The following is a 23,910-nucleotide window of genomic DNA, read 5'->3' as shown; positions in this document are numbered from 1 at the left end:
AACTGTTCGGCCGTCATGATGCCTGCTCCGATTTCGACCGCATCTTCCAACGCTCGACCTCACCCTGCAGATCAGTGGCAAGATAACCGCCAGGATTGCCGTCAGGGTCATACCGGTACAAGCCCCCGAATACTTTCTTGAACTTTTCCTTGCCGAATGGCGTACGCGCACGAGCCTGCTCCTCATTCAGCAGCTCGAATATCACCGGAGCGCCAGCAGCCACACGCCCGCTCATGCCGCCACCCCCATGTCCTTGTCGTCAAGGAACTGGCTGATGAAGTACGCCTGCCCCTTCCCCGTCACCTTCGGTGTCTTGTTGATCGTCGTATGCCCATCAGCGTGAACGACCGTGGTCTCCTTCACATGGAAGAGCCCTAGTTCCATGGCACGCTGGGTCGGCATGTTCTTCGCACTGCCGGCCTTCATCAGATAGCCATGCTCACGCATCCACGCGAACAGCCTGGTGCCGCCGGTATCCACGCCATTGCCCTTGAGGATCTTCGCCAGATCACCGACCAGGATGTCCGTATGCGCCGCACTCACCGCGTCAGCAAACAGGACCTTCGGCTTCTGCACCTCCAGCCGCCGTTCAGCCTTAAACCGGGCGGCCCGATCCTCCTTGAGCTGTGTAGCCAGCCGGATCAGATAATCAGGATCAGCCAACGTGCGCTCAACCACAGCCTCGGACATGTACGCGCCATGTCGACGGATCGAAGGAAGAACATCATGAGTCACCCAACGCTGAAACTCACGAGCCTCCGGCTTATCAGACCTGAGCACAATCCGGTAAAGCCCGGTCTCGTTGACGATGTTGGCCTGACCGGACAAGCCCCCTAGATTGAATCTAGTCACCTCATCCCGGTCCAAACGCTTCGCAACATCCGTCGCATTCCGAATACCAAGGACCTCGCACACGTCCTTAAGCACCCACCAGGTCTGACCCGTCTCAAAAGTCAGAGTCCTCACCTTATAGTCCTTGAAAACAAAGGGCTGTACAATGTCAGTTGACATCAGATATCTACCTACTTTCTTTTGTCACTGCCGCAGCGGCCACTGCGGCATTCTTCTTATATGGGAGAAAGTTGATTATGTTCATTAGGGCAAGAGACAGATTCAAGAAATGGGAACTCGCTCTACTCAATAGGCGAATTTCAAAATTGAATAACAGAAACTGGATACTGCCATACAGAGATGTGTATGGGAGACCCACAAGCTGTGTTTCCAGAAAACCGCTCTTCTTCACCGATGCAACATCATTCAAATCGTTCATCGATTCGGTTGCGCATAGTGGAACCAGTGCAGAATGCTCGGTCTCGCTAAATCTCTCCTCAAACGAGAGAAGATCCTCTGATGCGCAAATTGATTGGTTTATCAACGCGGCACCCGGCGAAAGAACCACTCTCACGATTACATTTGAATCTGCTGATTCAAGTTCCACTATCGCATTTAATTCCAAGACCGGTTCGCAAAAAGCAAGAACTGAGATACTTGGCTCACATTCAAATAATGACCAGCTGTTATTAAACATCATGGCTGCTTGCGACCGATACGCTAAGCCAATGGGGCTGATCCAACGGCACCGCACAATGCCCCTGGTCGAACCGATAAGCTCGCAGGAAGAATCCGATAGAAGGAATCGCTGGGAAACCAACTGGAAGAACATCCTCGTGTCAGCCATCACAGGTCTCCTCGCAGGAATCGTTCCCCTGATTGTCAAAACCGCTCTGCATCTTTGACAATCTCCCCTGGAGGAAGCTCAGCAAACGCGGATGCTTTGGACCGAGCTGCTCTTCAACGACAGACTCGACGACATGACCCACAGTCACCTGCTCAAGGTAAGGACTCTCATCAGTCAGCCCCATCACCAGGCTCCGAGCCTTATCCGGCTTCACTCCGCCATAAACGGCAAAACCCTCCATCATGACCAGCATCTTCCACGACAAGGAATCACAGCAACGCGCGTGCCAGAGCAAGAACCACAACATACGAAACTTGCCCATCTCACGCCGCCAGCCGCTGATTCTCTGACTTATCGGTAAGGAGAAGAATCGGATCGCAACTTATGACTTCTGCGATGCGGAAAACCTCTTCCACTGTGAACGGCGTATAAGCCCGGAGTTTTGAATTGAGAGTGCTGCTTGGCATCCCGGTCTTTTCGGATAAGGCGACTTTCTTGATTCCTGACGCCTCGATTGCTGCATTGACCCTGCTCGCAATCCTTTGATTGATATCGCTATACCTCATATGACTAACGGTAATGGTTCATAATGAACATGTCAAACTCGATTGTGCTTGATTTGGCTAACGCTATTTCTCAAAACTGTTGTATAGTACTTCTATGACCAATATCATTCAGGACAGGGCGTTGCTCTTCAGCAAATACATCGGTGCCGAGTTAAAAGGTGCCATCGCCTCACACGGATATAGCCAAGGCAAGGTAGCCGACGCACTAGGCCACGCAAGATCGGCAATGTCGAACTGGCTGAACGCCAAACCCCCGATTGATGTCGCAGTCGCAAACAAAATCTGCGATTACATCGGGATGGACTTTACAGTGGTCGTCAAAAGAGCCGAGCAGCGCGTGACCGATGATCTTGGACCCTACCCGCCACTTGAGGTCGATCTGTCGCAGCTTCCCGAGGATGAGAAGATCCAGTACGTGCTGGACAAGATCAAGGCCGGCGACCAGACCCTGGTCGCATCCACCGACCCCTACAAGGAGCAGGAGAAAGAAGGTGGCGATGGACGCTGACCCGCACTATCTGAAGGGGATCAAGTCAAGGACGACATACGGGCAGATGCGCAGGCAGGCCGACAACCTCGACGTGACCATAGCCAGCGCGCACCTGCCGGGAGACATGGAAGGATGCTACGACCAGCATGCCAACATGATCCTCATCGACCGGAGCATGACCTACACGCAGAAACGGTGCACGCTTCTGCACGAGCTCATCCACTGGGCGCACAAGGACACATCAAAAAGAGGCGTCTACGGCACCCGCATCGAACACCGCACCAGGAGGGAGACCGCGCTGAAGCTGATCGACCCTCTCGAATACCAGACCGCAGAAGCCATGTACGAGGGAGACACGTACCAGATCGCCTGCGAACTCGACGTCACCCTCCAAGTGATACAGGACTATCAGCGACTGCTCGATTCAAGCCTGGCTGCTCCGATCAGATCCGCAGAGCCGTTAATCGCATGACAGGCAGGCAGGTCCTCCCGATAGGCTGACTCGAGTCACAGAAGACATGAAAAAGGGGCAAGACATGATGACCGGCAACAAGCCCTACGGGCACCAATGCTTCAACAACCATGATTATCGTATAGAAGGTCTAGTAGTCTGCTGATAGTCATAGAAGACCGGAGGAAGGACTGAAGATGAAGAGGAAAGGCGTGATGGCAGCCGCTATCGCAATACTACTCACACTCGCGGGGTGCGGAAGCCAGGGTTCGGACGCCTCGGGGCATAAGCCTGACCCAGGAGGAGCGAAGACTGCACAGACAACGCCGACGAAAAAGGGGCCCACAATCAACTCCAGAGGCGACATCGTCAAGCATGTCAACGAGAAGGCCGGGGCTTTCGCCGCTGATGGCAAGACCGAGGTGGCCAACTGGACTGTGACAGGCATCACCAAGGATTTCGCATGCACCAAGCCTAACCCGCAGGCATCAATGCAAGGGCATTTTGTGGCACTGGATGCCACGGTGAACACCACTCCAGCCCTCAAGGGCGACTTTGGATTCGGCAACGGGAGCACCTGGCAGTACGTAAAGAAGGACGGGAGCGTGTGGAATGAGGACCCTGAGTCGATTCCCAGCGCCAACTGCGTCCCCGACGCGGATCATCTGCCCGCCAACATGGGGCCAGGCCTTAAAGCCACAGGAAAGATCATCTTCGACCTGCCCGACACCGATGGCTATTTGGTGTTCCCCTATACGGGCGAAGACGGTCTGAGAACAACTTGGGAGTATCCTCTGTCTTGATGTCTTGAGTTCAACTAAGCACAGGCCCCGCTTCGGCGGGGCTATGTTTTAGCATGTTATCGGATAGTAAAAGTCGTGTTCAGCGGTGATTGCCTTTTGCTGCCGACAAGGTGAGGAGAAAGGACTCCATTCCCCATGGATGAGGAAACCCAGGTAATGCCAAGCATCCAGACCGACACCCCGGAGCAGGAGGAACCGCCGATGCCTCCTCCCACGGACAACGGCAACAAGCCCAGGCATTCGGGGCAGTCCGGGAGGAAATTCCTCTGGCTGGTCGCAATCATCGCGTTTCTTTTAGGCATCGGCATGGCTTCATGCGGTGATCATGGTCCGAAGGAATCACAGGAGTACAAGGATCTGGCCGCGAAATACTCCGAAACAGCAGACGACCTCAAGAGAACCCGCAAGGAGCTCGACCGGACTGAAAAGGACCTGAAAACAGCAACCAAGAAAGCCGATCAGTGGGATAAGGAGCAGGCAGATAAGAAAGCGGCTGAAGAGAAAGCCGCCAAGGACAGGGCAGACCAGGAACAAGCGCAACAACAAGCCCAACAACAAGCCGCCCAGCAGGCACAACAACGAGCCGCCCAACAGGCGCAACAGCAGGCAACCAAACAACAACCCGCCACGGCACCTGTCGCGCCTGAGCCGCGCTCCGGAGGCGGCCCTACGGTTCACAGGGGGGCTTTCTGCACCCCAGCCGGGGCCACAGGTCATTCAGATCGCGACAGCAACATCCTCACATGCAGAACCGCCCGTGATGGTCGGCTCCGCTGGATGAACTAGGAAAGAAAGAAAACACCATGAAATTCGGCATGCGCAAACCCAGCATAAAAAGGTCCATCAGCGCCAGGACCACAGGCAAGTGGAAAAGGCAGGCGAAGAAAGCCCTCATCCCCGGATACGGCAGAAAAGGCATGGGCTGGGTCAGGAACCCCAGAAAAGCCGCCTACAACAAAATCTACAGGAAAACGACATTCAGCCTGTGGGATCTCTTCAGATAGGAAGCCGTCAAGCCCCGCTTCGGCGGGGCTTTTCCATGAGTGCGCCGAAATGGGCGTTTTCGGGGGTCTAATCCTTGATTAGCGTTGGCATTGCAACGATTAGGCAATCGTGCCACTCCTGTCGGGCTTCGAACGCCTCCGGATTGCATTTTACCGTACACATACCGTACACAGGAGGGTTTTTGAGTGGTTTCAGGAGGTATGAGAAAACCCCCGCAACCGTTGCAGTTGCAGGGGTTTCGCCTTGGTGGGCTCGAAGGGATTCGAACCCTCGACCTTCTGTTCCGGAGACAGACGCTCTATCCGCTGAGCTACGAACCCGACAGCCACTTTCCAGTGGACAACAGAAACCATATTAGGACACTTTGCGCATTTTCGCACCCTTGCGCGTCCTGACGTGTCAGTCCAGTTCCAGCCACTCCCGGCGTGTTGCCGCACGATTCCGGGCAATTCATAGGTATCGTGATGGCATGGCTTCGTGTCACCGCCCCGGTTGCGCCATTGCATCCTCATGCGGTGGCGCGAAGCCGCCAACATTCCCGGATGATCTTCTCTCGGGATAAGCTCCACTGTAGTTCCTTCACTCGGCCATCACAAGCGGCCTTCACATACTTGTACAACTCGAATGGGTCGTGAACAGCAAACGGTGGCTGCAACCGGCCTACCGTACCATGGGAAGCATGGCCATGAATGAGGACGAGGACGATTTCGAGTTCGAGCGCAGATTCTTCTGCCAGGACCTCCCCCAGGAGCTGCTCGGGGAGAGTCGGCCGACCCTGATTGTGCAGAGCTACTACGTGCATGAAGACAACTTCGCCCTGCGGGTTCGCCTTCAGGGGCAGATGGACCCGGAGGTGCCCATGACGGCCCGAACCGATGCCCTTCACACCCTGCTTGAGAAAGGCGACCACTTCGAGGCTGCCTCAATGACGGCCAAGGGCCCCTCTGTCGGCGGCACCCGCTACGAGGCCGAACGGGCCATAGACCCGGGCATCGCCCTCGAGCTGGTTCTGCGCGGCGGCATCCCCATTGTGAAGAACCGATATGGAGTCTGGTTGGACGAGGACTGGTGGAACCTGGATGTCTTTGGGAACGGCAATGCCCCCCTGGTGGTGGCCGAAGTGGAGCGGACCGGGCCGGTGACCGACCTGACCATCCCCGACTTCTGCGCCACGGAGATCACCGACGATCCGCGGTTCTCCAACGATGGGCTGGCCAACCGCCCCTTTGGCGACTGGGCGACCGACTTCGACCGGGAACTGAAGACCAGCGGACCGCGCTTTCTGACCAACTTCGACGGGAATCGCGAGTCCTGACCCAGGACCGGTTCAGTACATCAACGTGGACAGACGGCGACGTGCCTTGGCCAACCGAGGATCAGTCGGTTCAGGAATAACGAAGTACTCCAGCAGACGACGGCGGACGGGATCGGTCTGATCCCGGTGCCCGGCCAAAAAGTCCAGTAGACGATCGAAAGCATCCTGAATGTGGCCACCGATCATATCCACATCGGCCACATCCAACTGGGCCTGCAAGTCATCAGGAGCATCGGCAGCCGCCTGACGGACCTTGCGGACATCGGCCTTGGCCGAACGGGTCATTAGCAAGCACTTGGCCTGTTCACGCTTGGCCAGATCGTCGGTCGAGTCGGCCTGAACCAGCTTGCCGTAGGCCTCGGCTGCAGCTGCATAGTCGCCCTCCTGGGCCAGCCGGTGGGCCTCTTGATGGGCAGGCGGGATGGCATCAGCCGCTGACTGGCTGCTCTGCTCGTCCTGTCCCTGGTCGTTGGTCTCCTGGTAGGGGGCGCTACCGGTGATGCCGGCCTTCTGCGCCATCTGAATCACCTGGGGAATGAGCTGATCGGTGATCTGGTTCATCTCCTCATCCGAGGGCAGTCCCTGCAGAATAGGCATGGGTCTGCCGGCCAGCAGGGCAAAGAGGGCCGGGGCGCCCTGCACCTGGAAGGTCTGGGCGATCTGCGGATTGGATGCAATGTCGATGCGGGAGAGCTGAATACGCCCCTCCTGGGCGTTGACGGCCTGGGCCAGACGGGTGGCCAGAGGGAAGAGGCGGTCGTCGGTGGGCACCCAGAGCAGGATCAGAATAGGGAAGGTAGAAGAGGTCTGGACCATGGCCTGGAAACTGGCCTCGGTGGTATCGATCACGTAGCCGCCTGCAGCGGGCGCGCCTCCCTGCTGGCCTGGCTCAGCATCAACCTGGTGCTTGAGCGCGCCCAGGTCAACCGCTCCCGCCAGCGAGACGCCCGGATGCCCCTGCACGTTCTTGTTAGCCATGTCAGTCCTCCTTAACCTTGCGGCCGCCGACTGCAGCTTCGGCCCGCCCTCGAATGCAAACTCCTGGAAGCCAATCTAGTCCAAGGCCCGGGCGTTCACCCAGCGCAATCCCGCCGTTCAGACAGCTTCCACCTTGACGGGCTCACGCTCGGCGCCCACGGCCCTGATGGGCTCATGCGAGTCCGCCGAAGGCACGTAGAGGGCAATCACGTTGACGTAGGTGACCTTCATGGTACTGGTGGGCTTGCCCTGCCCAAAGAGGGCCGTTTCGGCATCCGAGGCAGGCGAGGATTCACGGCCCTCACCTGCCTGCCTGGTCCAGACCGAATCGATTCGGGCCACAACCAAGTCGCCTCCATCAGAGGAGTGCATGACCCGCAGCTGCCCCTGTGCCGGGGTGAAGGTCTGCGATTGGCTGCCCTTGTTGGCTTCGATCCCCTGCTGAACCACCTGAGTCAACGTGCCCAGGGAGTTGCGGAAGTCATCCTGGGCGAACTCCTTGGCATACTTGCTGCCCTGGGAATTCTGCAGGAGATCGGCATATTGACGCACGGCCTCCACCGGCGTAGCCTTGAGCCCCTGATCGTCGCCCTGCCCCATCCTGGCGCCGATGGTGGCCACCGGGAACTTGGGCAACTGGGCTCCTTGGAAAAGCCTGGCCACGCCCCAAAGCTTGTAGTTCTCATGGGCGGACTCCTGATCCAGAACCAAGAGGCGTTTGGACTGCTGATCCTGCGTGGTAGTGGTAATGGAAAAGACCGAGCGTGGCCACCCCGGATCGCCAGGGATGACCGTCTGAGCGATGGTGGTAGGGATGGTCGTCTTGGGGTCCAGCTGCCCGGTAGCCCGGGCTATGGTCAGCTCGCTGGTGCGGATCTCCAGCTGGGGGCCGCTGACTCGCTGGTCCAGCCCGGCAGGATCCTTGGCCTCATTGGCCTGGTCCAAAACAGCCCCGATGCTCTTGCGGATACGGGCTTCCTGTGCCGGGGTCAGGTTGGGCGCAGGAGCAGTGGTTGCAGTGCTCTGTGGCTCTGTCCGGCGGGCCTGCGGAACCTGCCCTTCGCAGGCGGACAACCCAGGCAGAAGGGCCAGGGACAAGGTCAACGCCGCTGCAGCCGCCACCTTGTTCATCGGCTTGTTCGTACTCATCGGCGCTCTTCCTCCCCCTCGTGGGCAAGCCTGGCCAGGTAGGAGGCCATCTCCTGTCTGCTGATGACCCTGGTGGACGACACATCGTCGGCCTCCCGATCGCCGCTGACGGTGCGGCCGTCGCCATCCTCCTGTTGGTCAGCGACCAGGTTCCGATTGCGCGGATCAATCACCACAGGCGGCCTGGGTGGAGGTCCCGGGTCCCCCTGCCGCGCCTGGCCACGAGCGTGGCGCCGACGCCGGCCTGAAGCCGGGCTATGCCGGTTCCCCAAACCAGGCAGAATGGCGTTGCCCAGGGCCTGGGCCACGCTGACCTCGGGAGGCTCCTCAGTCTCCTGTTCAGGTTCGGCCTGCTTACGGCGCTTGGCCGGATCCATGGCGAAGACCGTAGCCGAAAGAACAGCCAGCAGGGCCAGAAGCCCGCCGGCAAAGTAGAAGGGCATGGCGAAGTCGGGCAACTTGTCACGTTGCCAGAGCATCTCCAACCCCAGGGAATGGGCGCCCTGGGGAACCGCCACCAGTAGGACGGCCTGCGGATCTTCGGTCTTCAGGGACATGGAGACGCTGCTGTCGGAGCAGGTGACCTGTTGCCACATATCCGAATCCTGAAAGGCCACGCCCTGATCACCTTTGACAGCCTTGCCTGGACTGGTGTCCCGGCCGACGGACAGGGTCTGCCAATCGTCCAGGCCGCGCACCCGGGCCACATCATGCCCGGCCGTCCAACCAGCTGCATCCTTGGCCGTGGTCAGGGCCATACAGACAGTAGGCTTCTGTGAATTCTGATCTGCTGACACGGAAGTCCCAGTCGATGCCGCATCCACTCGCATGGTCACTTTGCTGTCCACCAGGGGAAGCACACCTGGATCGGTCACCACATAAGCTGCCTTGGTGCGCGCATGCGCATCCACATGAGCCGAAGGCTTCCAGACCGTGGCGTTGAGAATACCCAGCACAATGGCCGTTACAGCCAGCAGTCCGAAGATGGGGGTGACGATGCCGCGCATGATCATGCTGTGACGCGAGGGCTTGCCAGGCCGCGTCATCTCATCTTTTTCCTCGGGTACTTGCTCCATATTATCGACATTCTACCGTCGGCCCCCTATGAGATGGTTTCCAGCACCGGGAAATCATCCATAAGCCCTAAACTGGTCTTCTATGACCATCATTGCAAGAAAATCAGGCAGCAAGCGTCTGCTGGGCGCCATGACCGCTCTTGTCCTATGTCTTGGGCTGTCAGCCTGCAGGGGGAAATCCGACGGGGGCGGGCACCCGGGCGACACCATGCAAGGCGTATCAGCCAGCGGCAAACTTGGCAGCAAGCCCGACATCAGCTTCAAGACCCCTTTCAAGGTCGAGAACCAGACCCATCAGGTCATCCAGGAGGGCAACGGCGAGGTCATCCGCGACGGGGACCGCGTATGCACAAGGAGCCTGGCCCTGGATGCCAAGACCGGCAAAGTGATCAACTCCACCTGGGACAAGAGCAGTCCGGAGTGCTCCATCGTCATCAGCAAGAAAACCATTCCAGCCTACTATGACACCTTTAAAGGCCTTAAGGTCAACTCCACCGTGGCCGTAGGCATCGATGAGTCGGGCTCTGGCAGCAGCAAGACGACTGAGTCCTATATCATGACCCTGACCTTCGTCTCCCGGTCCAAGAACCTGGCCCGCGCCCAGGGACAGAAGGTGACCAACCTGCCCAGCGACCTGCCCAAGATCAGTCTGGACGACAAGGGCAAGCCCTCCTTGGATCTCAACGGCTATAAGCCCAAGGGAGGACTGGTCATCCAGCCCCTGATCAAGGGCGAGGGGTCCAAGGTCGGCGAGCATCAGAGCGTCAGCGCCAACTACACCGGTTGGCTGGCCTCCGACGGCAAGCAGTTTGACTCCTCTTGGGACCGGGGTCAGGCCAGCGACTTCAGCCTGGACCAAGTGGTCAAGGGCTGGCAGCAGGGTCTGGCCGGCCAGACAGTGGGCTCTCAGGTTCTTCTGGTAGTTCCGCCTGACCTGGGCTATGGCAGCCAGAAACAGCAAAGCATCCCAGCCAATTCGACCCTGATTTTTGTGGTCGACATCCTGGCCGCCTACTGATCCGGCAATCCTCCAACAGACAGGGGACCGTACCCATCCAGTCGCATTCGGAAGGGTACGGTCCCCTGTCGCAAGTCACGCTGCCAGCTCAGGCCTTGCCGCCCTCGACCACGATCTCGTCGGGGTTGGCCGCACTGCCGTAGACTGGCTCCAGGGTCTTGCGGTAGTCCTCATGGAAGAACCGCTCCTGGCCCAGCTTGACCAGCTCCTTATTGATGTAGTCCAGCAGGGGCTTGTTCCCCTTGCGAACGGCCGGGGCGATGACTGCCTCGTCCCCGAGCTTGGTGATGCCCACCGAGAAGCCCTTATTGGCCTTGGCCCAGGCCAGCACCTCGGTGTTGTCGGTGCTCATGGCATCGCCGCGGTGGTCCAGCAGGGCGTTGTAGGCATCGGCGTACTGGTCGTACTTCTGCAGCTTGACCTCTGGGTGATGTTGCTCAAAGTATGGTTCAGCCGTGGTGCCTTTGGCTATGATCAGAGTCTTGCCATTCAGTTCCTTCACGTCTTTGATCGGTGCCGAATCCGGGGAGACCACACCCAGGAAAACCTTCATATAGGGCCTGGCGAAGTCCACCTTGCGAGCGCGCTCATCGGTGACAGTGAAGTTGGCCAAGGTCACGTCCACCTTGTTGCTGGACAGCACATCCACGCGGGCGGCCGGGTCCACCGAGGTGTATTCGGGCTTGACGCCCAAATCCTTGGCCAGGCGCTCGGCCAGGACCACGTCGTAGCCCCGGTTCTTGCCGTCCTTGTCCACGTAGCCGAAGGGGGCCTTGTCGGTGAAGACCGCCACCTTGAGCTTCCCGGACTTGGTGATCTGCTCCGGGGTGCGCGCAGACCCGGATGCCGCCGAGGAGCCGGAACTGCCCCCCGAGCCGCTTCCAGCATCACTGGGGGTGGCCGCAGAAGGACCGCAGGCCGCCATGGAAGCCATCATCGCGATCGTCGCCCCCGTGGCCAGCGTCGCCCGTATCAATCGGTTCATTACCCTTGCGGTCATGATCCCTCTTTTCCTGCTCTCTTTCCTATGGCCGCCCCTGGGGACGGTTCCGGCGAAGGCCGCCGGACGAATATGCGGAGCCCTCATTGGGACTCCTGATCCTGGTCCTGATCCCGCCTTCGCTCATAAGTGAAAGTGGACAGGAAGCGCTGTGCCCGGTCAGTGGCCGGGTGGGTGAAGAAGGCCTCCGGGTCGTCGGACTGCTCGACCAGGGTGCCTCCATCCAAAAGGACGATGTGGTCGGCAATGCCCCTGGCGAAGGCCATCTCGTGGGTGACAATCATCATGGTCATTCCCTGGTCGGCCAGCTCCAGAATGACCTGGAGGACCTCGCGGACCATCTCAGGATCCAGAGCTGCGGTCACCTCGTCGAAGAGCATGATCTCGGGGTGGAGGATGAGCGCCCGGCAGATGGCCACCCTTTGCCGCTGGCCGCCCGAGAGCTGGCTGGGCCAAGCATCCCGACGGTCGGCCAGACCCACCCGGTCCAGCAGTTCCAGAGCCTCCTGACGTGCCTGGTCCCGCTTGCGCTTCTGTACCAGGATGGGCGCCAGGGTCACGTTATCCAGAACGGTCCTGTTGGGGAAGAGGTCGTAGCTCTGGAAGACCATGCCGATCCTGGTCCGCAGGTCAGAGCTGCGGCTGCCCGACATAAGGCCGCCAGGACCTCCGCTGTGCTTGCCCAGGGGATGGCCGGTCTCCACCACCTGACCATCCAGAAGGATGCGGCCGCCCTGTATGGGCTCCAGTCCGGCTATGGTCCGCAACAGGGTGGACTTGCCCGAGCCAGAGGGGCCCAGGACCACAAAGACCTTGCCCTTGGGCACCTGGAAGGAGATGTCGTTGAGCACAGGGCTCTGCGCATGCGGATACTGCTTGACCAGATGCTCGACAGTCAGTACCGCCCGATCCTCTTGTTCGTCCCGCGGCTGGTTCGCCATCGTTTGCCCCTTAGTCATGGGCCCACCTCTTTTCCAGATGCCGTGCCACCAGGGACAGGGGCCAGCAGATGAAGAAATACATGAAGAAGATCACCCCGTAGATCCACAGGGTCGCCTGCGGATAAGCGAATCGGTTGGCATCAATGATCTGCTGGCCGACCTTGATGACCTCGATGACGCCCAACAGGGCTGCCAGAGAGGTGGTCTTGACGATCCTGGTGGCCAAGTTGACGCCCGCCGGCAGCAGTCGGCGCAGGGCCTGGGGAAGGATGATCCTGGAGAAGGTCTGCCAGGACCCCAGTCCCAGCACGTAGGCCGACTCCACCTGGGTGTGGGGTATGGATTCCAAGGCCCCGCGGACCAGATCGCCCAGCTCGGCCCCGCCCCAGAGCACGAAGACCAGCAGGCAGGCGCCGGTGGCGTCAAGATTCAGATTCCATGCCTTGGACAACCCATAGAAGGCGATAAAAAGCAGAGCCAGTTGGGGCATGATGCGGATGAAATCCAGGTAGACCCTCATCAGGAAGCGAATCGGACGGTTGCGCAGGGCCATCAGCCATCCGACCACCAACCCCAAGGGCAGGGAGAGCAGGACCGAGACGCCGGCTATCCAGACGGTCACCCAGAGCCCCTGGAAAAGCCTGGGCATGACCCCTGGTTGGAAAAGCACCTCAACGCCGTGCATAGTCGAACCTCCGCTCAAGAATGGTTCCGATGACGGAGATGGGCAGCAGAATGACCAGATAGGTAACGATAAGCAGGGTCAGGGACTCGTAGGTGTCGTAGGAGGTGCCCATCAGGTCCTTGGTGACATACATGACGTCCGCCAGAGCGATGGCCGAGACCACCGAGGACTCCTTGATCAGGAAGATGATGTTGGCCACCACGCCCGGTATGGCGCTGCTCAGAGCCTGGGGCAGCACGATTCTGGACAGGGTCTGGGCTCCTGTGAATCCCAGAACGCGGGCTGACTCGATCTGCACCCGAGGCACTGCTTCCAGTCCCCCACGCATGGCCTCGGCCATATAGGAGCCGCCCAGGAAGGCCAACCCAACGATGGCGCAGGTCTGGGCGCTCCAGTTGATCCCAAGCTTGGGCAACCCGAAATAAAGGAAATAGAGCTGAACCAGGAGCGGGGTGTTTCTTGACAGCTCGATGTACACTCTGGCCACCTGCGAGAACAGGGGAATTCTGAAGGCCTCCAGCCCGGCGCAGACCAGCCCGATCAGCATGGAAAACACCACGCCAAAGAAGGAGATGAAGACCGTCACATAGGCCGCATTGACGAAGAAATGCAGGTTCTGCGCCATGAAGGTCCAATTCACGCCCCCACCTCCTTACTTGCTCGCATCTTGTTCATCGTCTCCTCTTCACCGCTTCCCGTCGACTGCGGCATATAGTCGACAATCCTAGAGAAGACGAACCGCTTCCTTTTGCTTTTCGATATACGAATACCGGATACCGCGTTATCATCCACGCTCACAGCAACCTGAACGGCGATTCGTATTCGCGCCGAGGCCATCCTGGCTGCCAGACAATCCATACAGCCATTGGACAGTACGAATAAAATGACCCTAGCCAGCAAAAACTGACCGACATCTGCTGATCGTGCCTGCCGAAAACTGGCATGCAGACTCCACGTTTTTGATTAACCCTACTGCTCGCCAAGCTATGAAAAACCCGGTCCACATATTCGTGAACCGGGCTCCGAGTGCTTTGATCAGGCGAAGACTTTGGCGCTCTGTGCTATCTTCCTGATCAGATCGGGGCGATACCCGCTCCACGTCTCCTGGTCAGTGACTACAATGGGGGTCTGCTTGAATCCCCGGGCGATGAACTGGTCGATCAAGGTCTGGTCCTCGGTCAAATCCACCTGCTCGAACCCAAGCCCCTGCTTGGTCAACTGACGCTTGGTGGCATCACACTGGGGACAGTGCGCCTTGGTGTAGACCATGATGGACATAATCGCCTCTCCCTTAAATGTAGCCGTGACGTTCCAAGCTTTATAGCTCTGCTTGAAACCTGTTGATTGCACTCTACACACTCCCAGGCACAAGCACAATACCACCTGTAGTGGCGTGTCAAACCGTAAACCCCAATATCTAGTAGCTTTTCGAGTCTTATAGAACCAACTGAGAATCTATGTGAACTGCCTGACATATTGACCATGCAAGACCATACAGGACTGAAAACCGCCTCAGAAGAGGGTCAGTTCGTCGCTGTCAGCGCCCTTCATGGCCTCATAGTCCAGGATCAAGCATTCGAATCCCCTGTCCTCGGCAAGGACCCTGGCCTGAGGTGTGATGGTCTGGGCCGCAAAGATCCCGCGGACAGGTGCCAGCAAAGGGTCCCGGTTGAGCAGACTGCAGTAGCGTGTCAGCTGTTCAACCCCGTCAATGCCGCCATGCCGCTTGATCTCGATGGCCACATGCCGGCCCTGGCCGTCTACCGCCATGATATCCACAGGGCCGATGGGCGTGGGATACTCCCGGCGCACCAGGGTGGCCCCCGGGCCGATGCGGTCGATCTGTTCGGCCAGATAACGCTGCAGGTGCGCTTCCACGCCGTCCTTGACCAATCCCGGATCCGTCCCCAGGTCGTAGCTGTCGTCGGCATAGACCTGGTAGAGCCTGATGGTGAGCACATCACTGGATTTCACGGCCGAAACACGCAGAACCCTACGGACAGGCCGAGTCTGGTCCTGATCCTGCTCCTGGACGATCAGCGCATCGGGCGCGGCAGCTTCGACTACCTCGTCCGGCCCGGTTCCAGCCACGGAATCAGCCTTGAAGCCCGCGCCGTCTTTGCTCGTCTCCTCGGGTTCGATCTCCCTGATGGTGCAGGGGGCGCACATCCAGTTCAGGGGCTTGTAGGAACCCAGCTCCGAAAAAATCAGACAGCTCATGTCGGCCTTGATCAGCAGAACGCGCCTGGCCGGCGGCAGGCTGGCATTGAGACGCCCGGAGTATTCGGCGGAGCAGTCGGCAACAATGATTCGCACAGGTGCCAATATATCAGTCGCTGTTCCGTGGCGGGAAAGAAAAACCCGGCCGGGGCAAGTGCACCGGCCGGGTGGAAAAGGAGAGGAAGTCAGGACTGCTGTCCCTGATCGGCATCCTCCAGGTAGTGATCCACGGCCACAGTCAGCTTGTTGCTGTCGAAGGAGACGAATCCGCTGTCCACATGGAAGGACTGACGACCGCCGTCGGTGGCCTGAACCCGGATGTTGCCCTCCTGTAGCAGGGCCAGCACCGGCTCGTGGTCGGGCATGATGCCCATGGAACCCTTGGTGCCGGGCACAGTGACCGACCGCGCCTGACCCGACCAGATGGGCCTGTCCGCCGAGACGATGTTGACCTGCATGGAGGCCTTGCCTGTGTCCGCCATGACTACCGGTATTCCTTCTGCATATCGTGCCACTTGTGCTCCAGGTCGTCGATGCCGCCGATGCCGGAGAATGCCTGCTCAGGCACGTCGTCGTAGGCGCCGTCGCAGATGCGGGTGAAGGCCTCAATGGTCTCGTCCGCAGGCACGTAGGAACCCTTGCGGCCGGTGAACTTCTCGGCCACATAGAAGTTCTGGCCCAGGAACTGCTCAATCTTGCGCGCGCGGTTGACGGTGGTCTTGTCTTCCTCGCCCAGCTCGTCGATGCCGATCAGAGCGATGATGTCCTGGAGCTCCTTGTTCCTCTGCAGGATTGCCTTGACCCGGTTGGCGCAGTCGTAGTGGGCCTGCCCCACATAGCGCGGGTCCAGAATCCTGGAGGTGGATGCCAGCGGATCCACAGCCGGATAGATGCCCTGGGAGGCGATGTCACGGCTGAGCTCGGTGGTGGCGTCCAGGTGGGCGAAGGTGGTGGCCGGGGCCGGGTCGGTGTAATCATCGGCCGGCACATAGATGGCCTGCAAGGAGGTGATCGAATGGCCACGAGTTGAGGTGATTCTCTCCTGCAAAGCACCCATCTCGTCGGCTAGGTTGGGCTGGTAGCCCACGGCCGAGGGCATGCGGCCCAGCAGGGTGGAGACCTCGGAGCCGGCCTGAGTGAATCGGAAGATGTTGTCGATGAAGAGCAACACATCCTGGTTCTCCACGTCGCGGAAGTACTCCGACATGGTCAGGGCGGTCAGTGGCACACGCAGACGGGTCCCCGGGGGCTCGTCCATCTGGCCGAAGACCAGCGCGGTCTTCTCCAGCACGCCGGCCTCTTCCATCTCGCCGATCAGGTCGTTGCCCTCACGGGTGCGTTCACCCACGCCCGCAAAGACGGAGACGCCGCCGTGGTTCTGCGCCACGCGCTGGATCATCTCCTGGATGAGCACGGTCTTGCCCACACCTGCGCCGCCGAACAGGCCGATCTTGCCGCCCTCAACGTAGGGAGTCAGCAGATCGATGACCTTGATGCCGGTTTCGAACATCTGAGTCTTGGACTCCAGCTGATCGAAAGCAGGAGGGTTGCGATGGATGGGCCACCGTTCGGTGACCTTGATCTGCTCACCCTGCTTCTTGTTGAGGATGTTGCCGGCCACGTCGAAGACGTGCCCCTTGGTCACATCCCCTACGGGCACCTCGATGGGGCCTCCCGTATCGGTGACCGTGGCACCACGGACCAGACCATCCGTGGGCTTCAGGGCCACCGTACGCACGGTGGAATCACCCAGGTGCTGCTCCACCTCCAGCATGATGGTGGTCAGCGACTCGCCCTCGGTGTCCGAGGACTTGTTCAGATTCACAGTCAGGGCATTGTAGATGTCCGGCAGGTGACCTGCCGGGAACTCCACATCTATGACCGAACCCTGGACTCGGGTGACGCGCCCCTTGGAGGCCGAATCCGGCTTGTGGCTCGCTGTGGTCGGCTGTTCTTGCTGTGCAACCATTGGCGTTCCTACTCTTCCTCTTTGTTGAGCGCATCGGCGCTGCCGACGATCTCGGTAAGTTCCTGCGTGATGGCCGCCTGGCGGCTGGCATTGAGCCTGCGGGTCAGGTCGTCGATCAGCCCCTTGGCGTTATCAGTGGCGGTGTGCATGGCGTTCTGCCTGCTGGCGGTCTCCGAGGCGGCCGAGGTGAGCAGGCATTCATGGATACGCGACTGAATGTACTTGGGCAGAACGGCATCCAGCACCTCCTGCGGGCTTGGCTCAAAGTCGTAGAGGCCCGCATAGCGGTCACCCTGGCTTCCATGCTCGTCGTTCGGCACGGGGGCATCAATAGCCTCCTCAGGCTGCTCCTGGTCCGGCCTGATCAGCTCCAGAGGCAGCATGCGCAGCACCCGAACCTTCTGCACCACCATGTTGATGAATTCAGTGAAGACGATGTAGAGCTCGGAGACGCCCCCCTTGGCCGCTGGAGTCATGTAGGTTTCCAGCAGTGCCTGGGAGATCTCCCTGGCCACATCCACGCCGGGCCGATCGCTGTTGCCTTCCCAGGTTTTGACGATGCTGCGGTTACGGTAGCGGTAGTAAGAGACGCCACGACGACCATAGACGAAGAGCTGGGGCTGTCGGCCTTGCTGGTCCAGTCGGGTCAGCAGAGACTCCGTCTCGCGGATGACCGAGGAGGTATAGGCCCCGGCCATGCCACGGTCGGCCGTCAGAGCCAGCACAGCCACGCGTGGGTTCTTCTCGTCCTTCCTGACAATGGGATGGCGGATGTCGTCCGTGTGGGCCACCAGGGCCTGGACTGCATCGAAGATCGCATCGGAGTAAGGCTTCGCTTCCAGGGCCACAGTTCTGGCCTTGGCGATATGCGAGGAGGCTATCATCTCCTGGGCATTGAAGATCTTCTCCAATGCCGAAGTGGAGGCGATCCTTGACTTGAATGCGAGTTGTGAGGCCATGGTCTACCGCTTCCTGGCCTTGCTGCCGCTCTTGCCATCGGCTACCAGCTTCTCCTGCTGGACGGCCACCGGCTGCTCCTGATCCTGATCGGCCTCGTGACCGTCCAGAGTCTGGCCTTTGTGAGTCACGAAGGTCTTGGCGAACTCATCCACGGCCTTGTCCAGGGCCTTCTCGGTATCGTCTGTGAAGTCCTCCGTGTCGCGGATGGTCTTGAGGATGTCGGTGTTGTGGTCCAGGTAGTCCAGGAGCCCGGATTCGAAGGGCAGCACGTCCTCCAGGTCCAAATCATCCAGCTTGCCGTGGGTGCCTACCCAGACGGAGACGACCTGCTTCTCCATGGAATAAGGCGTGAACTGAGGCTGCTTGAGCAGCTCGGTCAGCCTGGCACCACGGGTCAGCTGGGCCTTGGAGGCCGCATCCAGATCAGAGGCGAACATGGCGAAGGACTGCAGAGAGCGGTACTGGGCCAGCGAAATCTTCAGGGTCGAGGAGACCTTCTTGAGAGCCTTGGTCTGTGCGGCGCCACCCACGCGGGAGACGGAGATGCCCACGTCCACAGCGGGACGCTGGTTGGCATTGAACAGATCGGACTGCAGGAAGATCTGGCCGTCGGTGATGGAGATCACATTGGTCGGAATGTAGGCCGAAACGTCGTTGGCCTTGGTCTCGATGATGGGCAGACCGGTCATGGATCCGCCTCCCAGGTCATCGGAGAGCTTCGCGCAGCGCTCCAGCAGACGCGAATGCAGGTAGAAGACATCGCCAGGATAAGCCTCGCGCCCCGGCGGACGACGCAGCAGCAGGGAGATGGACCGGTAGGCCTCAGCCTGCTTGCTCAGGTCGTCGAAGACAATCAGGACGTGCTTGCCGCCGTACATCCAGTGCTGTCCAATGGCCGAACCGGTGTAGGGGGCTATGTACTTGAAGCCTGCGGAGTCGGAAGCCGGGGAGGCCACGATGGTGGTGTACTCCATGGCGCCGGCCTCTTCCAGAGAGGAACGGACCGAGGCGATGGTGGTGCCCTTCTGACCGATGGCCACGTAAATGCACCGGACCTGCTTCTTGGGGTCTCCTGACTCCCAGTTGCGCTTCTGGTTGATGATGGTGTCGATGGCGATGGCCGTCTTGCCGGTCTGCCGGTCGCCGATGATCAGCTGGCGCTGACCGCGGCCGATAGGTGTCATGGCGTCAATGGCCTTGATGCCGGTAGCCAGGGGCTCGTCAACGGGATGCCGATGCATGACATCAGGAGCCTGAGCCTCCAGGATTCTGCGGCCCTCGCTCTTGATTTCGCCCAGGCCGTCGATGGGCTCGCCCAGGGGGTTGACCGTACGCCCCAGATAGCCGTCGCCGACGGGCACCGAAAGCACCTCGCCGGTCCTGTGGACTTCCTGGCCCTCTTCGACACCTGCGAAGTCGCCCAGGATGACCACGCCGATCTCTCGGGCGTCCAGGTTGAAAGCCAGACCAAGCGTGCCGTCCTCGAAGGTCAGCAGCTCGTTGGCCATGCAACCAGGCAGTCCCACCACATGCGCAATGCCGTCACCGGCCGTACGAACGTAACCCACCTCCTGGGTGGGGGTGTCCGTCGGCTTGTAGGACTCGACAAATTGGTCGAGTGCCTTGCGCACCACGGCGGGATCAATGGTCATTTCTGCCATGATCACTCCTTATTTCTGTTCTTGTTCAAGTCTGTTGATCCCCTGCTCATCCTGCCACGGCCATCCGCCGCTTCAGGTGCTTCAGCTGGGTGGCCACCGTTCCGTCGGTGGAGACCGAGCCGTACTGAACCTTCATGCCGCCTAGGACCGAGGGGTCGACCACCGAGTTGATGTGGACTGGCTTGCCCAGCTTGCGCCCGTAGACCTCCTGCAGGCGGCTGACCTGCTCGTCCTTCATGGAGACCGCCGTGGTGACGGTGACCATGGCCTGGTCCATGTGCTCAGAGAAGCGGTCCACCAACCAAACGATGGTGTCAGGGAAGCGTCGTCCGCGCAAATCAATGGTGGCGTTCAGGGCCATCTGCTCTGTGACCGGATGCATATGCTGCCCGTCAAGGAGCGTCCTGAGTAGGTCGGCCCGGGCTTTGGAATCACTGTACTCGTCCGATAGCCGGAAGAGCACCAGAGGCATCCCGAGCAGGGCCGAATGGATCTCAGCCAGCTCGCCGGCCACCTGGTTGGTGATGCCCAGAGCATCGGTGTAATAAGCGGCGGCATCCACTGAAATGTCCTCGGCCGCGTTGGCAATGTGCCCCACACGGCTCCACTGATGATCAGTCAAGTCATGGAGGATATCCACGGTCAGCGGATCGGCCTTGCCAGCCAGGATGGTGTCGATCACCTGCCACTTGTCCTCAGCCGGACGTGAGGGGTCAGTCAGCGCACGCTCCAGGGGCCTGTTGGCATCGAGCAGGGTCACGAAGGTATAGAGCTCCATGGCCACGCGGAGGGCGTCCTTTCCCTTGCTCTTCAGCAAAGGGGCATACTTGGCCCTGGTCTCCTTGTCGGAGCTCAGCGAAGTCTCTCCTCGCATGTCACCTCCCCTTTCGCGGAATCAACGTTCCCATCGTCCGCCAATCCGTCATCACGCCTGTCGCTTGTCTGAGGACTGTCCGCTTTGGTCCGCAATGATCGAGTCGATCATGGAAGACTGCACGGCATCATCCTGAAGCTGCGAGCCCAGGATCTTGCCGGCAAGAGCCGTAGCCAGCGTGCCCACCTCGCCCTTGAGCGAGACCAGCGCCTGCTGCTGCTGGGACTTGAGGGATCGCTGGGCGTTCTCAGTGATCTGGTTGGCCTCGGTCTCGGCCCGGGACCTGGCATCGGCCACGATCCTAGAGGCCTCGGCACGGGCGTCATCGCGGATCTGGGAAGCCTCAACACGGGCTTTGCCCAGCTGATCCTGATACTGCTTGCGAGCCTGATCCGCCTCTTCACGAGCCTTGGCGGCCTTCTGGATGTTGCCCTCGATCTTGGACGAGCGCTCATCAAAGATGGCCTGGAACTTGGGCATGAAGAACTTGTAGAAGAAGACGGCCAGGATGACCAGGATGACCAGCGACCACACAATGTCATAAAGCTGGGGAATGAACAGCTGAATCCCCTTGTCTGCCGCTAGAGCGTACATTGGCTCCTCCTTTCCCTTATCGAAGCCGGATCATGCAAGAGTCGCACGGCTCAGGCAATGAAGAGCGCCACGAAGCCCAGCAGGGCCAGCACCTCGATCAAAGCCAAGCCGATGAACATGGTGGTGCGCAGCTGCCCGCTGATCTCAGGCTGGCGAGCCATGCTCTCGACGGTCTTGCCGACGGCAATGCCCAAACCCAGCGCAGGGCCGAGAGCTGCAATGCCGTATCCCAGGATGCTCAGATTGCCGGAGACCTCAGCAAGTGTGATGATGTCCATTTATTTTCCTTTCCTCCACCGTTGCCGGTTCTTGGATTGTGGTTCAGCCCCGACTCCCGTCTACTGGTCGGAACCGACGAATATGTGGGCTGCGACGGCCTGTAACGCCAACCGCGGCTTGTCCTTTCCCCTCAACCTTCTTCAGGGTAACTCATGGAGATGTAGACCGTGGTCAGGATAGCGAAGATGTAGGCCTGGAGGGCCGCCACGAAGATTTCAAAGGCCGTCAAGGCGAAGCCCAGAACGAACCAGCCTACGCCAGCCAGGGCCAAGGACTTGTTGCCGGCCTCAATGATGTAGAACTGGGTGAAGGCCAGACTGACCGCCACCAGCAGATGGCCGGCGATCATGTTGGCAAAGAGTCGAATGGTCAGGGAGGCCGGCTTGACGATGACCATCTCCAGAAGCTGGATGGGCGTCAGAATGATATAGAGAGGCCAAGGCACTCCAGCCGGAAAGAGCTCCGATTTGAAATAGCCCCAGACACCCTGCTCCCGGAATCCCGTCACCATGTACTGGCAGAAAGTCCAGATGGCGAAGACCAATGGCATAGTGATGGTCGCAGTGGCCGCGATGTTCATGCCCGGCACAATGCCGCAGAGGTTGAAGACCAGGATGGTCAGGAAGATGGTCGTAATCATGGGCACGTAGCGCTTGCCGCGAATCTCGCCCAAGGTGTCGTAGACGACCGAGTCACGGATGAACTCGATGACCCACTCGATGGCCCCCTGCCAGCGGGAGGGGATCAGCTTGGCCCTTGCGGCGGTGATTCCCAGCACCAGAAGGATGATGACCATGGCCACGAATCTGACCAGGATGATCCGGTTCATGGCGAAGGGCGTTCCCTGGAAAAGAATCTCAGGAGGCAGGAAATCCTCGATGGAAGGCAGCTCGCTCGGCTTGGCCATGGCCAGACTGAAAGCTCCACTTCCCATTGCCTCTAGCATCTATCGCCTCCTGAACGACACAGTGAACACTATAGCGCGTGTGCGACTCATGGCTGCACCGTGTCGATAGTGTACCCACACCACGGCGACCATGGATTCAACCAGTGTGTCACAGATAGCGTTTGCGGGCAGGATTTGCTCCGCGGTGTGGACAGGCTGGTGACGAAATTCGTCCAATCTTTATCGACAGTCAACAGCGCCGGGAACAAGCCCGTACCCATCACCCGCCATGGGCCGGTATCCGTCAGCCCGCGGGCATTCAGGCGCGTGTCTGACGGACCGGTCTGTGCCTAGACGGCCCGCCGCCCGCAACGTCGGCACCTGGTCCAAGTCGTAGGGGGTGGTCTCGTAGACCCAGTTCAGCCAGTTGCGCCAGAGCAGATTGGCATGGGCCCGCCAGGAGAAGACCGGCTCCAGCGTGGGATCGTCGTGAGGATAGTAGTTGACCGGGAAAGGCACCTGGTCCAGGCCCTTGGCCATGTCGCGCTGGTACTCGCGGGCCAGGGTGTCGCGGTCGTACTCCCAGTGACCCAGCACGAAAATCTCTGAGAAATCCCGGGTGCTGATAAGCCCCGGGCCAGACCGGGGACCCCAGGTCAGCACCTGCAGATCCGGACAGGCCTGCACCTGGTCCTCGTCCACCCCGGCCCAGCGGGAGTGGGGCTGCAGGGCTATCTCGTCGAAGCCATTGGTGATGAAGCAGTACTCGTCCTGCAGATACTGAGGAAAGACCCCGAAGACCTTGCGATCCAGGTCGCGCTTGGCGATGCCGTGGCGGTGGTAGAGCCCGGCCATGGCTCCCCAGCACAGATACATAGTAGAGAAGACGTGGGTAGACGCCCAGTCCAGAATGTGGGTAAGTTCCTCCCAGTAGTCGACCTGCTCGAAGTCCATCTGCTCCACCGGGGCACCCGTCACGACAAGACCGTCATAACAATTGCCCTGGAAGGAATCCAGATTTTCGTAGAACTTGACCAAGTGATCCATGCTTGTGTGCACGGCCTGATGGGTTGAAGTCTTCATGAAGTCGATCTCCACCTGAAGTGGCGACTTGGAGATCAGCCGCAGCAGCTGGGTCTCGGTCTCCACCTTGGTGGGCATCAGGTTGAGGATGACCAGCCTGAGCGGACGCATCTCCTGGCGCTCCGCCTCGTGGCTTTCCAGGGCGAAGATACGCTCCGAATCCAGGATGGATCTGGCCGGCAATCCGGTGGGGATGGTGATAGGCATGGCTCCCATTATCCCCCTGGAT

The 23,910-nt window shown here is 59.7% G+C and carries 30 protein-coding genes and 1 tRNA gene; 7 read left to right on the top strand and 24 right to left on the bottom strand.

The genetic code is table 11. The features are described 5' to 3' along the window. Window positions 1-13: 13 nt before the first annotated feature. The 5 genes from J3T95_RS05485 to J3T95_RS09245 all read right to left on the bottom strand — a co-directional run bounded on the left by J3T95_RS05485 (window position 14) and on the right by J3T95_RS09245 (window position 2,244). Window positions 14-235 carry a hypothetical protein gene (locus J3T95_RS05485; protein WP_267450711.1) on the bottom strand — a complete coding sequence of 74 codons (222 nt, stop codon included), beginning with the start codon at window positions 233-235 and terminating at the stop codon, window positions 14-16. Beyond that, the gene (locus tag J3T95_RS05480; RefSeq protein WP_267450710.1) at window positions 232-1,011 is read right to left on the bottom strand and encodes a phage antirepressor KilAC domain-containing protein; all 780 of its coding nucleotides are present in this window, start codon (window positions 1,009-1,011) and stop codon (window positions 232-234) included. Before J3T95_RS05480 ends, J3T95_RS05485 begins: the two co-directional genes overlap by 4 nt. A gap of 7 nt (window positions 1,012-1,018) precedes the next feature. After that, window positions 1,019-1,531 carry a hypothetical protein gene (locus J3T95_RS05475; RefSeq protein WP_267450709.1) on the bottom strand — a complete coding sequence of 171 codons (513 nt, stop codon included), beginning with the start codon at window positions 1,529-1,531 and terminating at the stop codon, window positions 1,019-1,021. Between the two features lie 139 nt (window positions 1,532-1,670). Beyond that, window positions 1,671-2,000, bottom strand: a complete 330-nt coding sequence (locus J3T95_RS05470; protein ID WP_267450708.1) for a hypothetical protein — start codon at window positions 1,998-2,000, stop codon at window positions 1,671-1,673. A gap of 1 nt (window position 2,001) precedes the next feature. Next, window positions 2,002-2,244, bottom strand: a complete 243-nt coding sequence (locus J3T95_RS09245) for a helix-turn-helix domain-containing protein (RefSeq protein WP_267457972.1) — start codon at window positions 2,242-2,244, stop codon at window positions 2,002-2,004. A 94-nt stretch (window positions 2,245-2,338) separates the two neighbouring features. Between J3T95_RS09245 and J3T95_RS05465 the strand changes: the two genes are divergently transcribed. From J3T95_RS05465 to J3T95_RS05445, 5 genes are all read left to right on the top strand, one after another. Continuing rightward, window positions 2,339-2,752, top strand: coding sequence for a helix-turn-helix domain-containing protein (locus tag J3T95_RS05465; protein WP_267450707.1), 414 nt, complete (start codon window positions 2,339-2,341; stop codon window positions 2,750-2,752). Beyond that, the gene (locus J3T95_RS05460) at window positions 2,742-3,206 is read left to right on the top strand and encodes an ImmA/IrrE family metallo-endopeptidase (RefSeq protein ID WP_267450706.1); all 465 of its coding nucleotides are present in this window, start codon (window positions 2,742-2,744) and stop codon (window positions 3,204-3,206) included. Before J3T95_RS05465 ends, J3T95_RS05460 begins: the two co-directional genes overlap by 11 nt. A 194-nt stretch (window positions 3,207-3,400) precedes the next feature. Then, window positions 3,401-3,988: a hypothetical protein gene (locus tag J3T95_RS05455; protein ID WP_267450705.1), complete on the top strand. Its 588-nt coding sequence runs from the start codon at window positions 3,401-3,403 to the stop codon at window positions 3,986-3,988. Window positions 3,989-4,123: 135 nt separating this feature from the next. Beyond that, window positions 4,124-4,774: a hypothetical protein gene (locus J3T95_RS05450; protein ID WP_267450704.1), complete on the top strand. Its 651-nt coding sequence runs from the start codon at window positions 4,124-4,126 to the stop codon at window positions 4,772-4,774. Window positions 4,775-4,791: 17 nt separating this feature from the next. Further along, window positions 4,792-4,992, top strand: a complete 201-nt coding sequence (locus tag J3T95_RS05445) for a hypothetical protein (RefSeq protein ID WP_267450703.1) — start codon at window positions 4,792-4,794, stop codon at window positions 4,990-4,992. Between the two features lie 245 nt (window positions 4,993-5,237). On the opposite strand, the gene J3T95_RS05440 is transcribed toward J3T95_RS05445, so the two are convergent. Continuing rightward, window positions 5,238-5,313, bottom strand: a tRNA-Arg gene (locus J3T95_RS05440). Between the two features lie 365 nt (window positions 5,314-5,678). On the opposite strand from J3T95_RS05440, the gene J3T95_RS05435 reads away from it, so the two are divergent. Then, window positions 5,679-6,308, top strand: a complete 630-nt coding sequence (locus J3T95_RS05435) for a hypothetical protein (protein WP_220237467.1) — start codon at window positions 5,679-5,681, stop codon at window positions 6,306-6,308. Between the two features lie 12 nt (window positions 6,309-6,320). On the opposite strand, the gene J3T95_RS05430 is transcribed toward J3T95_RS05435, so the two are convergent. The 3 genes from J3T95_RS05430 to J3T95_RS05420 all read right to left on the bottom strand — a co-directional run bounded on the left by J3T95_RS05430 (window position 6,321) and on the right by J3T95_RS05420 (window position 9,481). After that, window positions 6,321-7,286 (bottom strand): tetratricopeptide repeat protein, encoded by a 966-nt coding sequence (locus J3T95_RS05430; RefSeq protein ID WP_267450702.1) that lies wholly within the window; start codon window positions 7,284-7,286, stop codon window positions 6,321-6,323. Window positions 7,287-7,403: 117 nt separating this feature from the next. Then, on the bottom strand, window positions 7,404-8,435 hold the full coding sequence (locus J3T95_RS05425) for a hypothetical protein (RefSeq protein ID WP_220236356.1): 1,032 nt from the start codon (window positions 8,433-8,435) through the stop codon (window positions 7,404-7,406). Then, window positions 8,432-9,481, bottom strand: a complete 1,050-nt coding sequence (locus J3T95_RS05420) for a hypothetical protein (protein WP_267450701.1) — start codon at window positions 9,479-9,481, stop codon at window positions 8,432-8,434. Before J3T95_RS05420 ends, J3T95_RS05425 begins: the two co-directional genes overlap by 4 nt. A 112-nt stretch (window positions 9,482-9,593) precedes the next feature. Here J3T95_RS05420 and J3T95_RS05415 point away from each other — a divergent pair, with 112 nt between their 5' ends. After that, window positions 9,594-10,529, top strand: coding sequence for an FKBP-type peptidyl-prolyl cis-trans isomerase (locus J3T95_RS05415; protein WP_267450700.1), 936 nt, complete (start codon window positions 9,594-9,596; stop codon window positions 10,527-10,529). 88 nt (window positions 10,530-10,617) lie between these two features. Here J3T95_RS05415 and J3T95_RS05410 read toward each other — a convergent pair whose 3' ends face one another. The 15 genes from J3T95_RS05410 to J3T95_RS05340 all read right to left on the bottom strand — a co-directional run bounded on the left by J3T95_RS05410 (window position 10,618) and on the right by J3T95_RS05340 (window position 23,888). Beyond that, window positions 10,618-11,529 (bottom strand): cysteine ABC transporter substrate-binding protein, encoded by a 912-nt coding sequence (locus tag J3T95_RS05410; protein WP_267450699.1) that lies wholly within the window; start codon window positions 11,527-11,529, stop codon window positions 10,618-10,620. Window positions 11,530-11,612: 83 nt separating this feature from the next. Continuing rightward, window positions 11,613-12,470, bottom strand: coding sequence for an amino acid ABC transporter ATP-binding protein (locus J3T95_RS05405; RefSeq protein WP_267450698.1), 858 nt, complete (start codon window positions 12,468-12,470; stop codon window positions 11,613-11,615). A 10-nt stretch (window positions 12,471-12,480) separates the two neighbouring features. Further along, window positions 12,481-13,155, bottom strand: a complete 675-nt coding sequence (locus J3T95_RS05400) for an amino acid ABC transporter permease (RefSeq protein WP_220236360.1) — start codon at window positions 13,153-13,155, stop codon at window positions 12,481-12,483. Beyond that, the gene (locus J3T95_RS05395) at window positions 13,142-13,780 is read right to left on the bottom strand and encodes an amino acid ABC transporter permease (protein ID WP_220237469.1); all 639 of its coding nucleotides are present in this window, start codon (window positions 13,778-13,780) and stop codon (window positions 13,142-13,144) included. Before J3T95_RS05395 ends, J3T95_RS05400 begins: the two co-directional genes overlap by 14 nt. A gap of 410 nt (window positions 13,781-14,190) precedes the next feature. Beyond that, a complete protein-coding gene (locus J3T95_RS05390; protein WP_267450697.1) occupies window positions 14,191-14,433 on the bottom strand; it encodes a glutaredoxin domain-containing protein in 243 nt (80 codons plus the stop codon). 234 nt (window positions 14,434-14,667) lie between these two features. Further along, window positions 14,668-15,471: an endonuclease NucS gene (gene nucS / locus J3T95_RS05385; RefSeq protein ID WP_267450696.1), complete on the bottom strand. Its 804-nt coding sequence runs from the start codon at window positions 15,469-15,471 to the stop codon at window positions 14,668-14,670. 89 nt (window positions 15,472-15,560) lie between these two features. Next, a complete protein-coding gene (locus tag J3T95_RS05380; protein WP_267450695.1) occupies window positions 15,561-15,857 on the bottom strand; it encodes a F0F1 ATP synthase subunit epsilon in 297 nt (98 codons plus the stop codon). Window positions 15,858-15,859: 2 nt separating this feature from the next. After that, entirely contained in the window at window positions 15,860-17,344 is a 1,485-nt protein-coding gene (gene atpD / locus J3T95_RS05375) for a F0F1 ATP synthase subunit beta (RefSeq protein WP_220236364.1), read from the bottom strand. An 8-nt stretch (window positions 17,345-17,352) separates the two neighbouring features. Beyond that, on the bottom strand, window positions 17,353-18,303 hold the full coding sequence (locus J3T95_RS05370; protein WP_220236365.1) for a F0F1 ATP synthase subunit gamma: 951 nt from the start codon (window positions 18,301-18,303) through the stop codon (window positions 17,353-17,355). Window positions 18,304-18,306: 3 nt separating this feature from the next. Then, window positions 18,307-19,965 carry a F0F1 ATP synthase subunit alpha gene (gene atpA, locus J3T95_RS05365; RefSeq protein WP_220236366.1) on the bottom strand — a complete coding sequence of 553 codons (1,659 nt, stop codon included), beginning with the start codon at window positions 19,963-19,965 and terminating at the stop codon, window positions 18,307-18,309. Between the two features lie 46 nt (window positions 19,966-20,011). After that, the gene (locus J3T95_RS05360) at window positions 20,012-20,839 is read right to left on the bottom strand and encodes a F0F1 ATP synthase subunit delta (protein WP_267450694.1); all 828 of its coding nucleotides are present in this window, start codon (window positions 20,837-20,839) and stop codon (window positions 20,012-20,014) included. Between the two features lie 51 nt (window positions 20,840-20,890). After that, window positions 20,891-21,433 (bottom strand): F0F1 ATP synthase subunit B, encoded by a 543-nt coding sequence (locus J3T95_RS05355; RefSeq protein ID WP_220236368.1) that lies wholly within the window; start codon window positions 21,431-21,433, stop codon window positions 20,891-20,893. Window positions 21,434-21,483: 50 nt separating this feature from the next. After that, on the bottom strand, window positions 21,484-21,711 hold the full coding sequence (gene atpE / locus J3T95_RS05350; protein WP_015022486.1) for an ATP synthase F0 subunit C: 228 nt from the start codon (window positions 21,709-21,711) through the stop codon (window positions 21,484-21,486). A gap of 131 nt (window positions 21,712-21,842) precedes the next feature. Then, on the bottom strand, window positions 21,843-22,658 hold the full coding sequence (gene atpB / locus J3T95_RS05345) for a F0F1 ATP synthase subunit A (RefSeq protein ID WP_220236369.1): 816 nt from the start codon (window positions 22,656-22,658) through the stop codon (window positions 21,843-21,845). Window positions 22,659-22,838: 180 nt separating this feature from the next. Further along, entirely contained in the window at window positions 22,839-23,888 is a 1,050-nt protein-coding gene (locus tag J3T95_RS05340) for a homoserine O-succinyltransferase (RefSeq protein ID WP_267450693.1), read from the bottom strand. Window positions 23,889-23,910: the final 22 nt, after the last annotated feature.

Origin of the sequence: Bifidobacterium sp. B4079 (assembly GCF_026537385.1) — a bacterium.
GTDB classification, from domain to species: domain Bacteria; phylum Actinomycetota; class Actinomycetes; order Actinomycetales; family Bifidobacteriaceae; genus Bombiscardovia; species Bombiscardovia asteroides_I.
The sequence above is the reverse complement of the archived record's forward strand: the minus strand, read 5'-3'. Positions and strand labels throughout refer to the sequence as shown.